This window comes from Paenibacillus athensensis, assembly GCF_004514475.2.
Taxonomy (GTDB): domain Bacteria; phylum Bacillota; class Bacilli; order Paenibacillales; family NBRC-103111; genus Paenibacillus_AL; species Paenibacillus_AL athensensis.
Genome location: NZ_MYFO02000016.1, coordinates 40,470 through 55,818, shown reverse-complemented (window position 1 = coordinate 55,818; position 15,349 = coordinate 40,470). Strand labels below are relative to the sequence as shown.

Below are 15,349 nucleotides of genomic sequence, written 5' to 3'. Positions count from 1 at the left end.
AGTCCGTACTATGGCGAACGATCAGCGCACAGAATTAGAGACTGAATTAACTCTGGATCAGGTCAAGGAGCAGCTTATCGAACAAGGGAAGAAGCGATCCTCCCTGACCTATAAGGATATTATGGAGAAGCTGGCTCCGTTCGATCAGGACGCTGAACAGATTGATGAATTTTTTGAACAGCTGTCCGAACTCGGCATCGATGTGGGCAATGAATCGGACGATGAGATGTCCATGAACCCGGATGAGCAGGAGCATGACGAATTTAATTTCGACGACGATCTGTCGCTCCCGCCAGGCATTAAAATCAACGATCCGGTGCGCATGTATTTAAAAGAAATCGGACGCGTGCCGCTGTTGTCGGCCGAAGACGAAATCGACCTGGCCCGCCGTATCGAAAACGGCGACGAAGAAGCGAAGCGGCGTCTGGCCGAAGCGAACCTGCGGCTTGTTGTCAGCATCGCCAAGCGTTATGTGGGACGCGGCATGCTGTTCCTCGATTTGATTCAGGAAGGCAACATGGGCTTGATCAAAGCCGTCGAGAAATTCGATCACGTGAAGGGCTTCAAGTTCAGTACGTATGCGACCTGGTGGATTCGCCAAGCGATTACGCGGGCGATTGCCGACCAAGCCAGAACGATCCGGATTCCGGTACATATGGTCGAAACGATCAATAAATTGATCCGTGTCTCCCGGCAGCTGCTGCAGGAGCTGGGGCGCGAACCGACGCCGGAGGAAATCGCCAAGGAAATGGATTTGAGCACCGACAAGGTGCGGGAGATTATGAAAATCGCTCAGGAGCCGGTTTCGCTCGAAACGCCGATCGGTGAAGAGGACGATTCGCATCTCGGCGACTTCATTGAAGATCAGGAGGCGCTGGCGCCGGCTGACGCAGCGGCTTACGAGCTGTTGAAGGAGCAGCTGGAGGATGTGCTGGATACGCTAACTGAGCGTGAAGAGAACGTCTTGAGGCTGCGTTTCGGACTCGATGACGGTCGGACCCGTACGCTGGAGGAAGTCGGCAAGGTGTTTGGCGTGACGCGCGAGCGGATTCGCCAGATCGAAGCCAAAGCGCTGCGCAAGCTGCGCCATCCGAGCCGAAGCAAGCGGTTGAAGGATTTTCTGGAATAAAGGCAACATCGGCCCTGCTGACGGAAACGGCGGGGTCTTTTTTTTGCCGAATGCCCTAACAGGAAAAGCCCGGCACGCCGATAATGTAGCTAGGAAGGTGAGCGAGACATGGATGCCGAGAAAAGAAAAACGATTGTCAGAGAAATCGAGCATTGGCGGAGAAGCAAGCTGCTCCCCGGGCAATATTGCGACTTCCTGCTCAACTTGTATTTGGAGGACGGAGCGCCTAAGCCGAAATCGCTAATGGGCGTATCTGCTACTGCCGTCACTGAAAGTAATTGGAAAATATGGATGGTGTCCATTGCCGTCGTAGCCGCTCTTGCCTTATCTGCCCTTAATTTTAACTCTTTTGCATTGCCAATGCAAATAGGGGTGTCTGCACTTTTTGCCGTGCTTTGCTATACGTTTGCTTACCGCAAGCGAAGCAGCTCGCCTTTAATGACGTATATGCTTTGCGGTTTGGCTTCTGTATTTGTGCTGTTTATCGGGGTGTACATCCTGCATGTGCAGGGTGTGACGGCTCCTGCCGCCTTTGTTGGATATGTCGCCTTTTGCAGCTTGCTATGGCTGATCACCGGCTTGGCCGGACGGATGGCGATTTTCCAGTTCAGTGGCTGGGGCGGTTTGCTGTGCGTATATGGTTGGCTGCTGCTGCGCCGTTTGGAGGAACCGGGTTGGCTGCCGCTGGAGATCAGCTGGATTCCCGTCAGCATTGTGTTCATCTGGCTGGCCTGGCTGGTTCATCATCGCAACAAGCAAGCGGCCGGCGTGCTATTGCTGGTCGGCTGTCTGGTCTGGCTGGCGCCGGAAGGCTCGACGTTGCTGGTCGAGGTTTCGATTGCTTCGCGCTGGATTCAGCTTTCGTTTATCGGCAAGCTGCTGGCGGGAGGCGGCGTCTTGTTCGCGCTTCGCAAAAAATGGATAGAATGGATTATGTGAGATGACTGTAAAATTATCAAAGCGTTTGCAACTGATTGCCGACTTGGTGCCTCGCGGCGCCCGGCTGGCCGATATCGGCTCCGACCACGCGCTGCTGCCCGTTCATTTGGCGCAGAGCGGCGTCGTCGCGCTGGCCGTGGCCGGTGAGGTCAATCCCGGCCCGCTGGAGGCGGCGAAGCGTCAGGTCGCGGAAAGCGGCCAAGGGCGGCTCGTCGACGTGCGCGGAGGCAACGGCTTGGCCGTCATCGGCGCCGGCGAGGTCGACACGATCACGATTGCCGGCATGGGCGGCGGGCTGATCGCGACGATTCTCGAAGAAGGGAAAGCGAAGCTGGACGGCGTAAGCCGGCTGATTCTCCAGCCGAACGTTGGCGAGGAGCTGGTACGCCGCTGGCTGGACAGCGAGGGCTGGCTGTTGACTTCGGAGACGATTATCGAAGAAGACGGGAAGATTTATGAGATTTTGACTGCTGAGCGCGGCTCTGCTGAAGCGCTGGCTGCCTTGTACGCGCGGCGGACGCTGGAAGGCGGGCTGACGTTGGACAAGCCGCGGCTGCAGCAGCTCGGTCCTTTTTTGGTCGGGCAAAAAGACGAGGTCTGGTTCCGCAAATGGGAAAGCGAGCTGGACAAGCTGGCGATGATCCGCAGGCAGCTGGGGCTGTCGGAAAGCGAAGCGTCGAAGAACAAGGCGCTGGAGCTGGAGCGGGAAATCAATGACATTCGGGAGGTACTGCTGTGCTTGCAAAAGGTCAAACGGTAATTCAGCTGTTCGAGCAGCTGGCGCCCAAGCATTATGCGATGCCGGACGATAAAATCGGCCTGCAGCTCGGCACGCTGCAGAAGGATATCCGCAAGGTGCTGGTGGCGCTGGACGTCACCGACGCGGTGGTGGAGGAAGCGATTCGCGAAGGCGCGGATTTGATCATTGCGCATCATGCGATCATTTACCGGCCGCTGGGGCACCTGCAGACGGATACGCCGGCCGGCCGGCTTTACGAGAAGCTGATCAAGCACGATATCGCCGTCTACATCGCGCATACGAATCTCGATGTCGCGGAGGGCGGCATCAACGATATGATGGCCGAAGCGCTCGGGCTGACCGAGCTTACGCCGCTGGAGGACATCCATACGGAAAAGCTGCAAAAGCTGGTCGTATTCGTGCCCGAAACGCATCACCCGCAGGTGCTGGAGGCGTTGTTTGCGGCGGGCGCGGGCCATATTGGCCAATACAGCCATTGCAGCTTCAACATTAGCGGCACCGGCACGTTCCGGCCGCAAGAGGGGGCCAGCCCCTACATCGGGCAGGCCGGGCAAACCGAGCGCGTCGCCGAAGTGCGCGTCGAGACGATTGTACCTGAACGGCTGCAGCGCAAGGTCGTTCAGGCCATGCTCAAGGCCCACCCTTACGAAGAGGTGGCCTATGACCTCTACCCGATGGATCTCAAGGGTAGAGTGTTCGGGCTCGGCCGGGCGGGCAAGCTGCCCGGGCCGATGAGCCTGCGCGAGCTGGTTGCGCTCGCGAAGACGGCCTTCGACGTGCCGGCTGTGCGCGTCGTCGGCGATCTGGAACGGCCTGTTCGCAAAGCGGCCGTTCTGGGCGGGTCGGGCGGCCGGTATATGCGGCACGCCTTGTTTGCCGGCGCCGATGTGCTGGTCACCGGCGACATCGACTACCACACGGCGCACGATGCGCTCGCCGCGGGGATAGCCCTGATCGACGTCGGCCATAACGTTGAGAAGATCATGAAGCGCGGCGTCGCCGATTATCTCGCCGCCGCGCTGGCCAAGACCGGCACGCAGGTGGTCGCGTCGGCCGTCGATACGGAGCCGTTCCAGTTCGCGTAACGTTGCGTCCGGCGCTCGCCCCATACTCCCGATGCTGGGCCTGGGCACCGGCTGCACGGCGTCTGTCGGGCTAAGCCGGTTGGGGCAAGTAAGCCGCTGTGTGGCAACCTTGCGTGCGAGCAGGCGGGGCTTGGGACGAAGCTGAAGCGCCAATGGCGATCCGGCCTGCGAAACACGCCAAAATGCGAAACGAACCAAGGCGTTTGCCCGGAATTGGCGGCGCAGGCAGCGAATAACGGTTGTATTCCGCTGCTATTCCTTGTATACTAGCAAATGCATTGGAAAGTTTGACAGACAATCGCTGGCAAGCGGGTCATGCCGCTGCGAGAGGAAAGTCCGGGCTCCACAGGGCAGGGTGCTGGATAACGTCCAGTCAGCGCGAGCTGAAGGATAGTGCCACAGAAACGGACCGCCGATGGCGCTTGAAGCGCACAGGCAAGGGTGGAACCGTGGTGTAAGAGACCACGAGGAGCTATGGTGACATAGCTCCTGGTAAACCCCACCTGGAGCAAGACCTAGAGGAACGCAAGCCGCCTTCGGGGCGGCAGTCTTTGCCCGAGACGCGTTCGGGTTGGTCGCTGGAGCTGTGCAGCAATGTACGGCCTAGATAGATGATTGTCGCTTCAACGGTGGGAGGAGAACGACGCTCCGTTACGACCACTGGAAGCACAGAACCCGGCTTACGGCAAGCTTTCCGTTACGCTCGTTACCCGCTCGGCCTTGCGCCGGGCGGGTATTTGCTTTTTTATGCTGCATATTGACAAATTGATTTACTTAGTAAATAATATTTATATACTTTACTAAATAAAATAAACAAACTTGAAACTTGAAAGGGAGGAACGAATTATCGAAGCGTTCGATTCCATGACAAGAACGAGGTTAGCTCAAGAGCTGGCACGCACATTCAGCACGTTAAACCGTTTGAACAGCCATAGCCGATCTTATCAAGGGCTCAGATACAGCGAATTTCAGCTGCTGTCTGTCGCTTACAATCTGACGGAGCCGACGGGCGGCGGCATACGAATTTCCGAGCTGAGCAAAGCTTTGCAAATGACGCCGTCCGGCGCGACGCATCTGGTGAAAACGCTGGAAACGCAGCAATTGCTCGAACGGCTGTCCGGAACGGGCGACAAGCGGGTGGTGATGGTGCGCATTACATCCCGCGGCCAAGATAAGGTACGGGAGACGGAAGCTTATTTTTTCGAGCTGTTCCAGGGGCTGGTCGAGCATTTGGGCCAAGGGGACGGCGGAGAGCTGCTGCGCTTGCTGCAGCAAACGATCAGTTATTTTCGGGAGGCCAAATAAAATGGCGATTCAAACCGTTCATTCCGATGAAATGTTTCAGGGGGCCGTTGCGTCAACCGGCGTAACACTTGTCGATTTTGGCGCAGCTTGGTGCGCGCCTTGCAAAACGCTGCTGCCGATTCTCGATCAGCTTGATCGCGAGCAACCGTGGCTGACGATTGTCAAGGTCGATGTCGATTACGCTCCAAGCTCGGCTGCGCTGTTTGGCGTCATGTCGATGCCGACTGTGGTCGTGTTCAAAGACGGGCAAGCGGTCGACAAGCTGGTTGGTTTAAGGTCCAAAGAAGCGTATTTGAACATCGCGGCCAAATATGCGTAAGGACCTACAGATCAAAAAGCTTCCCGCCGCTGCATAGCGGACAAGGGAAGCTTTTGTTGTTGTATGCGCAAGATTTACGAAGCAGGCGCGTATTGCCGCTGTAGCCGGTTCATTTCGCGCGCCGTGTTTTGCGGCCAATAGTTCAGCGACGTTGCTGCTGCGGAAGCAGCCTTGACCGCTTTGTCGACATCGATCAGCCCATAGCCGTAATAGGCGTCGCGTCCTTTATCGCCCAAATCCTGGGCCGTCTGGCGGATAATATCGTACACCTCGGTATTTTTCAGCAGCGGATTGACCGAGCGGATCAGAGCGGCGAGCGCTGTAACGTGCGGGCTGGCCATCGAGGTGCCCGACAGGGCCGCGTATTGATTGTTCGGATACGTGCTGGCAATGCTGACGCCCGGCGCGGCCACGTCGATGTAATCGCCGTAGTTGGAGAAAGGCGCTTTTTGATTTTGTGCGTCCGTGGCCGCTACGGCGAACACCTCGGGATAGGCCGCCGGAAATCCGGGCCGGTCGGTATTGTCGTTGCCGCTGGCGGCAATCAGCGCGACATCGTGATCGAAGGCGTATTTAATCGCGTCATGCAAAAAGCTGGAATCAGCATAGTTGCCCAGACTCATGTTGATCACCTTCGCCCCGTGGTCTGTTGCCCAGATGACCCCTTGCGCCACGGCATATGTGCTGCCGGCCCCCGACTGATCGAGCACCTTGACGGGAAGCACCTTGTTGTACCAGCTCATGCCAGCCACGCCGACATTGTTGTTGACAACGGCGGCAATGACCCCGGCGACATGGGTGCCGTGGCCGACATCGTCCTGCGGCACGTCGTTGTTGCCGACGACATTGTAGCCGGGCACGAGCTGGCCCTGCAAATCCGGGTGCTGCAGGTCCACGCCGGTATCGACGACGCCAACGATGACGTCTTGCGCCCCGCGCGTCGTTTGCCAGCCTTGAACGGTTTCAATGGTAGGCAGATTCCACTGATAGCGGCTGAACAAATAGTCGTTGGGGATAAAATTGGCCGTCACGTCATTCCTGCCGTTCGTTTCACCCGGCGCTTTGCCGGACGAAGCCGCGGCATCATTGGTCAAATACAGAAAATGCGGCTCAACATAGCTGACGTCCCATTTTTTGAAATACGCCATCAGCTGCTTTGCTTCCATGCCGTCAGCTGTGAACACATACGTATAGCCGAGCTTGCGCACCGTGCGGCTGCCGATTTCGCTTTTGATCCGGTTGAGCTCGCTGTCTGTCGGGTCCTTCTTGAAACGCACCACGACCTCGTTCGGGTGATAATGGCTCGTCCCCTGATTATCCTCAGGGTGATCAACGACCTTGTCCTGCAAGGTGTCGGTATCGACAGATTCGATTTTCCAGCTTTTTTCGGCCGGGTAAGGAGCCAGCCGCAGATTTTTTTTCTGATGCTCCTCGACCTGGGACAGCACATCCTGGTGGATGACGCCGATCAGCGAGCCCGCTGCCAGCGCGGATGGCTGCGCCAGTACGAAATACGTCTGATTGCCTTGGCCAAACGCTGGCGACTGATAGCTTTTACCTGCGTCGGCAGCAGCTTTGGCCTCTTGCACGTAGCGATTCGTGTCTGCGGCGTAGTCCGACAGCACCTGGCCTTCTTTGACGCCTTGCTCCAGCTTTTGGCCGCGCTGCGACCAAACGAGCATATCCATTTTTTCATGATGATGCCGCATGGCAGCGAGCACCTCGCGAGCCGGCTGGCCGGCCTCAATCCGCGCAACCATGCTGCGCAAATCGAACGAGCATTGGCTGCGGCAAAGCTCGTCGGTCAAGCGGACATCCTGCTGGACGAGCGTCATTTTGCTGCCCGTTTCCTGCTTGACACTGTATACCTCGGGCCCCGGCGCGCCCTTGTGCTTGGGACTGCCTGTCAGAACAAACAAGCCCAAACCAACAACCAGCACGGCGGACCATACATAACGCCACATATGAGAGCCTCCTTGTGTGAGTCTGTTTTCTATTCGTTAGAGTTGGGTGCGGACAAGGCTTTTATGCACTTGTTCCCGGCGCATTTGCATATACCTTTTATGACAAATTTATGGTACGATAAGAGCAGCGCAAAAAGAGGAGGTCTTCATGATGGCTGTTTTTAATGTGAAAAATATTTGCGACTCGACGCGGACGAAATTGAAAGAAGCGACAGCTAAAATGGAGCTGTTCTTGAACCAGCATTCGCTGCCTCAACTGAACGTGGAGAGCGATCCGGCCATGGACGAGTTCTACCGCGGCTACCTGCAGGATACCCGGCATTTGCTCGTATTTTGTGAAGTCGCTTACGAGAAGCTCGGCGTGTGCTTGCGCCGCCCGACATTCAACGTTGATTTTTCCGAGAAAGTGCTGTACGAAGTGTATCATACATGCGTAAATACGTTTTTCTATCCGAAAAATGAGTGCTATTCCGAAGACGGCCGTTATGCTTATACCGGTCAAGACGCGATTCGTTTCCGCAAAAAGCCTTCGCGCGAGGTGCGCGATTTGACGATTGAGCTGTCCAAAGTATTTGAGGAATTGCGCGAGGATTTGTCCTACTACGAAACCGACTATATTACACAACGCCGCATGCAAGGCGAAAAGGTGTAATCTAAACATGAAAACAACAGGGGATGCGGACAAGCGCATCTCCTTTCGTATGAATGGGGGAGTTGAACGGTTGAAGCATCCGCAGTTGACGGCAAAAAGTCATGAAATCATCAAGCTCAATCAGCATCCGCGCGGCGGCTACGCCGCAAGTCCGCTATTCGCGCATTATGCTTACAGCTGGCTGCGCGACGGTACGTTTATTGCGCATGCGATGGATGTCAGCGGCGAGCGGGACAGCGCCGAGCTGTTTTTCAGATGGGTGCATCGCGTCCTGCAAAGCAAACGCGGGCAAGTGGATGGCCTGCTGGAGAAGCATCGTGCCGGCGCATGGATCGAACGTTACGAATTTCTGGGCACCCGCTACCACCTGGACGGCCGCGACGATAGCTCGGAGTGGGGCCATTTCCAGCTGGACGGCTACGGCGCCTGGCTCTGGGGGTTGGCCGAGCATATCCGGCTGACCGGCAATCGTGGTCTGCTGAATGAACTGCGCGACAGCATCGAGCTGACTGTCGATTATTTGCACGCTTTCTGGCATTTTCCGAACTTCGATTGCTGGGAGGAAAATGCCGATTATGTGCATCCGGCGACGCTCGCTTGCATCTACGGCGGCTTGCGGGCAATGGGCGAGCTGGAAGAAAGAACGGAGCTGCTGGACAAGGCAGAGGAAATCAAGCAATTCGTGCTGCGCCATGCGGTGCATGAAGGGCGATTTGTGAAATCCATCCAATGCGAGCATGAAAGCTGGCAGCCGGTTCTGCCGGGCGTTGACGCCAGTTTGCTGTGGCTGTCGGTTCCGTTCGGGCTGGTGGACCCGCATGATCCGCGGATGGAAGCGACCGTCCGAACGATCGAAGCGGAGCTGAAGCACGGTGGCATTCAACGTTATGCCGAAGATACGTACTATGGCGGCGGCGAATGGCTGCTGCTGACGGCCTGGTACGGCTGGATCAAGCTGGAGCAAGGCGACCGCGCCGAAGCCGAGCGTTGTCTGGACTGGATCGCAAGCAAGGCCGATACGCTCGGACGGCTGCCGGAGCAGGTGCCGGACGCGCTGCGCGCTCCGGAAGCCTATGACCAATGGCTGGAGCAATGGGGCGATCCGGCGATGCCGCTGCTGTGGTCGCATGCAATGTATCTGGTGCTTTCTAGCAAGCTGTAGGCGATAAGAATAGGTCACCCTTTTAGCGGGCAAATTGTTAGAGGGGTGATGACGAATGCCGGAAGTGAAATGTTCGGTTGCCAACTGTGAATATTGGTCGCAGGGCAACAAATGCAGCGCAGACACGATTATGATCGATGTCGATCAGCACGCCAACGCGCACTTTGACACCGAGTTCGCTGAAGAGTCGTTTGATTCGCAGCATCAGGACGCCGCCAGCAACACAGCGCAAACGTGCTGCCACACGTTCGAGCCGAAAAAGCGCAAATAGCCAGTCCGTGGAGGATGTTATGGACAAACAAACAGACTTCGCATCGGGCAAAGCAGCCAAGCTGCGGGCCCGGACGGAACAGCTGCGCCAAAAAGGCGGCTTGAACGACCGCGAGGAATTCGCGGCGGACGCCGTCGGTTTGCCAATCTCCCTGTCGTCGCGCGCTGCAGCTCCTATGGAGCATGCTGCTGACGCGAAACGGCTGGAGGAAACGGAGGAAGCGGTTAATCGCTCGCGGACATTCGGATACATCGCTTTATTTACAGCGCTGATTTCCTTGTTCGCGCTGCCGGCCGTGTTAGGTCCGGCGGGTGTGGCGTTAGGCTTTTTCGCTTTCCTGCGCGGCAACCGGGCGCTGGGGGCATGGGCGATTTCGCTTGGACTGCTGGCAATCGCTGCCTATTTTTTCCTCGTACCGAATTATGCGTAAACGTTCAGGTCCGGACGTGCAGGCTTCGTCCTGCCCGTCCGATCCGCAAATGGGGGCTCGACTGATGTCCGCATCGGATGGAGCCACCGGAAAATAACCTCATCTCTACAGAGATGGGGTTATTTTTATGCAGCAATGTCCGAAATCGGCTGGATCGGCGATTCTCGGCGTAAATAGTCCCTTCGCTTGCCCATTTTACCCTGTGTGCGCCCGATTTCTTGATCTTTTTGGCGGCTCAGGTCATATTCTCACGTTTGACGGATTAGAGTATTATTATATAATGAAAAGTAATATTGAATAAAAAATGACTTTAAGGGAGGTGTACCTATTCTCCTCAAGCTTGATCGAGGGGATGGGTAGGGTATTGGACAGTGATCCGTTACCGATTTTGTTTAACTTTGCTTTAGTTGTAGTGCTTGTATTGCTCAACGGTTTTTTCGTCGCCGCCGAGTTTGCGATGGTCAAGGTTCGGGGCAGCCGGATCGAATCGCTCGCAGAAGACGGCAATCGGAATGCCAAGTTTGCCAGAGGAATTATCAATAATCTTGATGCGTATTTGTCGGCCTGCCAATTGGGCATTACACTGACGTCGCTCGGTTTGGGTTATGTCGGCGAGCCTGCCTTTGCATTGGTGCTGGAGCCGTTATTCCGCCCGCTGCATTTGTCCGACGGTTTGTTCCATACGATTACGTTTTTGATTGCCTTTGCGATGATGACGGTTTTTCACATCACGCTCGGCGAGCAGTTCCCCAAGACTTACGCGATCCGCAAAGCGGAGAACGTGACGCTGCTGGCCGCCGGTCCGATGATCGTTTTCTACAAAATCATGTACCCGTTTATCTGGATGCTTAACGGCATCTCCAACTGGATGCTGCGCCGCGCCGGGATTGAACCGACGACGGAGCATGAATCGGCGCATACCGAGGAAGAAATTCGCGTCCTGATGAAAGAAAGCCACAAAAGCGGACTTATCGATAATACAGAGCTGACGCTTGTTGACAATATATTCGACTTTGCGGAAACAACCGCCAAAGAAATCATGATTCCGCGCACCGAGATGGACTGCTTGTACGCTCGGCTGAGCTTTGCCGAGAATCTGGGCATTGCCATGAAGGAAATGCGCACCCGCTATCCGGTTTGCGACCCTGACAAGGACAATATCATCGGTTTTGTGCATATCAAGGATTTGCTCAAGCCTAACGCCAACCTGACCGGGATCAAAAAAATCATCCGTCCGATTACCACGGTGCCGGATTCGATCCAGATCAGCGATCTGCTCAAGCTGATGCAGAAGAAGAAAAGCCAGATGGCGCTGCTGATCGACGAATACGGGGGAACCTCCGGTCTAGTTACGCTGGAGGACATTATGGAAGAAATCGTCGGTGAAATTCAGGACGAATTCGACGAAGAGCGTCCGTCGATCGAGATGCGCGATGAGCATACGTTTTCCATCGACGGCTTGCTGCTGATCGACGAGGTAAACGACTACTTCGGCGTCGAGATCGAATCGGACGATTACGATACGATTGGCGGATGGATTTATTCGCAAATCGAGATTCCGCCGAGCCGCAACCAGCAGGTCGTGTACAACGACGAATTCGTGTTTGTTGTCGAGGAAATCGACCATTTGCGCATTTCGCGCGTGACCGTGCGCAGGCTGCCGGAGCAGGAAATTTTTCAGCAAAACATTTCATAAGTTACGATGGAGAGAACAGCCGCGGGGCTGTTCTTTTTGCATGCGGTGGCGCATAGGTACATAGGAGGAAGGACGAGGTGCCCACCCGACGGAAACGGGCGCTTCCTGAAATTTGGTATGGCTCCGAGCGTTCAAAACGTGTACAATGGTATCAGCGAACGATAGAGGGAAACGAGGTATCGTATGAATATCGATCCGCGCGTGATGAAGGAATTGCTGCAGCTGCAGCTTTTGAATAAAATGAGCCTGATTTCAGGCGGCGCCGATGCGTCTTCCGACGATGGCGGACTCGACTTTCAGGCGCTGCTTGAAACGATGATGGAGCAGGGTCAGACAGGAGCGGCGGAGACGGGCAGCGATAGCGATCCGCTGGCTGCGCTCGCGGCGCTGGGCGGCGGCGGTTCGTCCGATTTGAGCGGGCTGCTGTCCGGTCTGTCGGCAGGCACCTCGTCGGGAAATAGCTACATCCCGGCTTCGCTTTATGCGCTGAACAAGTCGTATAATCCGCTGTCGGCGCTCGGCAGCGCGAGCGCAACACTGGATACGTCGAATGCTTCGGCGCAATACGACGGCTTGATTCAGTCGGCAGCGAGTCGGTTCGGCGTTGATCCGGCGCTGGTCAAAGCGGTGATTCACCAGGAATCCGATTTTGACCATACGGCGGTATCATCGGCTGGAGCCAAAGGCTTGATGCAGCTGATGGACGGCACGGGCAGCGGCTTCGGCGTTACGAATCCGTTTGATCCGCAGCAGAACGTGACCGCAGGGACGCATTTTCTGGCGAATCTGCTGAGCAAATACAACGGCAATGAAGGGGTGGCGCTTGCTGCTTATAACGCCGGACCGGGACGCGTCGACCGTCTGAATATTAAGACCGACAGCGATCTGGCCGACAAGCTTTTCATGCTGCCTAAGGAAACGCAGGCTTATGTGAAAAAGGTGCTCGGGCTCAAAGCGGGCTACGCCGCGACCTGATCCCTCTCCGGGCAGCGGGCATATACAGCCATACAGCCGATTCCGCAACACGCGGGACGGCTTTTTCTGTTGTTGGCAGGCGTGCGGCTTGAGCGGGGACGTGTTTTGCGCTTTAATGAGGGTACAAGCGAAAGGACTGAAAGCTACATATGCTGTATTTGGATTGGGCGGCGACAACGCCGCCCTACGAGGAAGTCGTCACTGCCGTGGCCGAGGCCATGCGCAGCCATTACGGGAACCCGTCTTCCATTCACGGGCTTGGCATAGAGGCCGAGCGGCTGCTGGGCCGCGCGAAGGATGTGATGGCTGCGGCGCTGGGCGTCGACGGGCGCGAGCTGATCGTCACGTCGGGCGGCACGGAGAGCAATAATCTGGCGATTAAAGGCGCCGCTTGGGCGAATCAGAGCCGCGGCCGCCATCTGATCACGACGCAGATTGAGCATCCGTCCGTGCTGGAGCCGCTGCGTCAGCTGGAGGAGAGCGGCTTTGAAGTGACGCGTCTGCCGGTGGACGCGCAGGGGCTGGTCAGCGTCGACGCGCTAGCCGCGGCGCTGCGTCCCGACACAGTGCTGGTCAGCGTGATGCACGTGAACAATGAGGTCGGCTCGGTGCAGCCGCTCGCCGCGATCGGCCGGCTGCTGGCGGACAAGCCGACCGTGCTGTTCCATGTCGATGCGATTCAGAGCATCGGCAAGCTGCCCTTGGGGCTGCGCGAGCTGGGCGTCGACTTGTGCAGCGTGTCGGCGCACAAATTCCGCGGCCCCAAGGGGGTTGGCCTGCTCTACCGCCGTGAGGGCGTGCGGCTTGTACCGCAGCTCGCCGGGGGCGGCCAAGAGCAGGGCGTGCGCAGCGGCACGGAGAATGTGCCGCTGGTTGTTGGCATGGCCAAGGCGCTGCGTCTGGCCATGCAGGGGCGCGAGTCCCGGACGGAGGCGGCGTACCGGCTGCGCCGCCGCTTGGCCGCAGGGATCGCGGCCATTCCCGGTCTGGCCGTCAGCGGGCCAGACCAAGAGGACTGCCATGCGCCGCATATCGTGCACTTTACGTACCCCGGCATGAAGGCCGAGGTCGTTGTGCACGCGCTGGAGCAGCATGGCATGTATATTTCCACGAAGTCCGCGTGCGCTTCGGGGGAGGATCAGCCCAGCGCCGTGCTGCTGGCGATGGGCTATTCCGGCGCGCAGGCGGCCAGCGGCCTGCGCGTCAGCTTTCCGGCCGAGCTGCCGGAGGCCGAGGCGGACCGTTTTCTCGCGGCGCTGGCGCAAGTCGCGGAGCAGCTCGCTCCGGCGCGAAGAGAGCAACATGGGAGGAGAAGACGATAGATGAAACCGGATTGCTTGCTGCTCAAGCTCGGCGAGCTGACGCTCAAGGGGCGAAACCGCAGCCGATTTGAAAAGGCGGTGCTGCGGCAAATTCGCCGCGTGCTGGCGCCTTTTCCCGATTTGAGGTATATTTCCGAATTTGGCCGCGTATATGTGGAGCTAAGGGGTGTTTCCTATGAAGCGGCCGCAGCGGCGCTCGGACGCGTATTCGGACTGGCTTCCTTCAGTCCGGCGTATACCGCGCCGCTGGAGCTTGAAGCGGTCCGCGAGCTGGCGCTGCAGATCATGCTGGCGCTGCCGAAACGACCGGCAACGTTCAAGATCAACGCGCGCCGCGTGAACAAGACGTTCCCGCATGATTCCCAGCAGATGAATTATCTGGTGGGTGGTTATGTGCTGGAGGGCTGTCCGGGCCTGACGGTGGACGTGCATCGGCCCGAGGTCGAGCTGCGCGTCGAGCTGCGCGAGGAGCGTGCGCTCTTATATGCCGAGTCGGTCGAAGGCGCGGGCGGCTTCCCGGCGGGGAGCAGCGGCAAAGCGCTGCTGCTGCTTTCCGGGGGGATTGACAGCCCGGTAGCCGGCTGGCTGGCGATGCGCAAAGGGCTGGAGCTGGAAATGATTCATTTCCACAGCTATCCGTATACGAGTGAGCGGGCCAAGCTCAAGGTGCTGGATTTGGCCAGGCAGCTCGCCGGCTACGCGGAGTCGGTCAAAATGCATCTCGTTTCGTTTACCGAGGTGCAGACAGCGATTCACGCCGCTTATAAGGAAAATCTGCTGGTGACGCTCATGCGCCGGGCGATGTACCGCATCGCCGGTCTGGTAGCCGAGCGGGAAGGGCTGCAGGCGCTGGTGACCGGGGAAAGCCTCGGTCAAGTGGCCAGCCAGACGCTGCCGAGTCTGCATGCGATCGGAAACGTGGCGCAGCTGCCGATTTTGCAGCCGCTGATGATGATGGACAAGAAGGAAATTGTCCGCATCGCCGAGCGGATCGGCACGTTCCCGATTTCGATTTTGCCTTATGAGGACTGCTGTACGCTGTTCCTGCCGCCGTCGCCGAGCACGAACCCGAACCTGCGTGTCGTCGAGAAAATCGAAAGCGGGATGGCATTTTTACCCGAGCTGATCCAGCGCGCCGCTGCGCAAACGGAAACCCTGATCATTCGATCTGATCAAAAGGAGGAGCGGGAGCACCACCTGCTGTAACCGCCTGCTTCCGGCGGCTGCGCACAATGCGCGACGCCCGGAGCGCGGTGCCGGCCGCGCGGCGTTTGTCAGACCGTGCGGTGCGCCGGAGTCGTATGCCGCGTTACGGCTCGGCGTACTTATAGCTCGGGTAC

Annotated in this window: 15 protein-coding genes and 1 other RNA gene; 15 read left to right on the top strand and 1 reads right to left on the bottom strand. The window is 57.6% G+C overall.

Annotated features, from left to right (window positions below; translation table 11 throughout):
- Positions 1–10 precede the first annotated feature (10 nt).
- The 7 genes from rpoD (at position 11) to B5M42_RS22365 (ending at position 5,537) form a co-directional block, all read left to right on the top strand.
- The gene (gene rpoD, locus B5M42_RS22395; protein WP_134756618.1) at positions 11–1,129 is read left to right on the top strand and encodes an RNA polymerase sigma factor RpoD; all 1,119 of its coding nucleotides are present in this window, start codon (positions 11–13) and stop codon (positions 1,127–1,129) included.
- Positions 1,130–1,237: 108 nt separating this feature from the next.
- The gene (locus B5M42_RS22390; protein ID WP_134756620.1) at positions 1,238–2,068 is read left to right on the top strand and encodes a hypothetical protein; all 831 of its coding nucleotides are present in this window, start codon (positions 1,238–1,240) and stop codon (positions 2,066–2,068) included.
- Position 2,069: 1 nt separating this feature from the next.
- Positions 2,070–2,828, top strand: coding sequence for a tRNA (adenine(22)-N(1))-methyltransferase (locus B5M42_RS22385; protein ID WP_134756622.1), 759 nt, complete (start codon positions 2,070–2,072; stop codon positions 2,826–2,828).
- The gene (locus B5M42_RS22380; protein ID WP_134756624.1) at positions 2,804–3,913 is read left to right on the top strand and encodes a Nif3-like dinuclear metal center hexameric protein; all 1,110 of its coding nucleotides are present in this window, start codon (positions 2,804–2,806) and stop codon (positions 3,911–3,913) included. Before B5M42_RS22385 ends, B5M42_RS22380 begins: the two co-directional genes overlap by 25 nt.
- A gap of 282 nt (positions 3,914–4,195) precedes the next feature.
- Positions 4,196–4,611, top strand: an RNA gene (rnpB, locus tag B5M42_RS22375) — RNase P RNA component class A.
- A gap of 166 nt (positions 4,612–4,777) precedes the next feature.
- Positions 4,778–5,218 carry a MarR family winged helix-turn-helix transcriptional regulator gene (locus tag B5M42_RS22370; protein ID WP_134756626.1) on the top strand — a complete coding sequence of 147 codons (441 nt, stop codon included), beginning with the start codon at positions 4,778–4,780 and terminating at the stop codon, positions 5,216–5,218.
- Between the two features lies 1 nt (position 5,219).
- Positions 5,220–5,537, top strand: a complete 318-nt coding sequence (locus B5M42_RS22365) for a thioredoxin family protein (RefSeq protein WP_134756628.1) — start codon at positions 5,220–5,222, stop codon at positions 5,535–5,537.
- Between the two features lie 74 nt (positions 5,538–5,611).
- On the opposite strand, the gene B5M42_RS22360 is transcribed toward B5M42_RS22365, so the two are convergent.
- Positions 5,612–7,501 (bottom strand): S8 family peptidase, encoded by a 1,890-nt coding sequence (locus B5M42_RS22360; protein ID WP_134756629.1) that lies wholly within the window; start codon positions 7,499–7,501, stop codon positions 5,612–5,614.
- 151 nt (positions 7,502–7,652) lie between these two features.
- Here B5M42_RS22360 and B5M42_RS22355 point away from each other — a divergent pair, with 151 nt between their 5' ends.
- The 8 genes from B5M42_RS22355 (at position 7,653) to thiI (ending at position 15,215) form a co-directional block, all read left to right on the top strand.
- Positions 7,653–8,153: a YpuI family protein gene (locus B5M42_RS22355; RefSeq protein WP_134756663.1), complete on the top strand. Its 501-nt coding sequence runs from the start codon at positions 7,653–7,655 to the stop codon at positions 8,151–8,153.
- A 7-nt stretch (positions 8,154–8,160) separates the two neighbouring features.
- Complete coding sequence (locus tag B5M42_RS22350; RefSeq protein WP_230633143.1) at positions 8,161–9,315, top strand: glycoside hydrolase family 15 protein; 1,155 nt, start codon at positions 8,161–8,163, stop codon at positions 9,313–9,315.
- Positions 9,316–9,370: 55 nt separating this feature from the next.
- Positions 9,371–9,586, top strand: coding sequence for a DUF1540 domain-containing protein (locus tag B5M42_RS22345; protein WP_134756631.1), 216 nt, complete (start codon positions 9,371–9,373; stop codon positions 9,584–9,586).
- Positions 9,587–9,605: 19 nt separating this feature from the next.
- Entirely contained in the window at positions 9,606–10,016 is a 411-nt protein-coding gene (locus tag B5M42_RS22340) for a hypothetical protein (protein WP_134756633.1), read from the top strand.
- A gap of 352 nt (positions 10,017–10,368) precedes the next feature.
- The gene (locus tag B5M42_RS22335) at positions 10,369–11,712 is read left to right on the top strand and encodes a hemolysin family protein (RefSeq protein WP_134756635.1); all 1,344 of its coding nucleotides are present in this window, start codon (positions 10,369–10,371) and stop codon (positions 11,710–11,712) included.
- Positions 11,713–11,895: 183 nt separating this feature from the next.
- Positions 11,896–12,687 (top strand): lytic transglycosylase domain-containing protein, encoded by a 792-nt coding sequence (locus tag B5M42_RS22330; protein ID WP_134756637.1) that lies wholly within the window; start codon positions 11,896–11,898, stop codon positions 12,685–12,687.
- Positions 12,688–12,836: 149 nt separating this feature from the next.
- Positions 12,837–14,009 (top strand): cysteine desulfurase family protein, encoded by a 1,173-nt coding sequence (locus tag B5M42_RS22325; protein WP_134756639.1) that lies wholly within the window; start codon positions 12,837–12,839, stop codon positions 14,007–14,009.
- Complete coding sequence (gene thiI / locus B5M42_RS22320; RefSeq protein ID WP_134756641.1) at positions 14,010–15,215, top strand: tRNA uracil 4-sulfurtransferase ThiI; 1,206 nt, start codon at positions 14,010–14,012, stop codon at positions 15,213–15,215.
- Positions 15,216–15,349 lie beyond the last annotated feature (134 nt).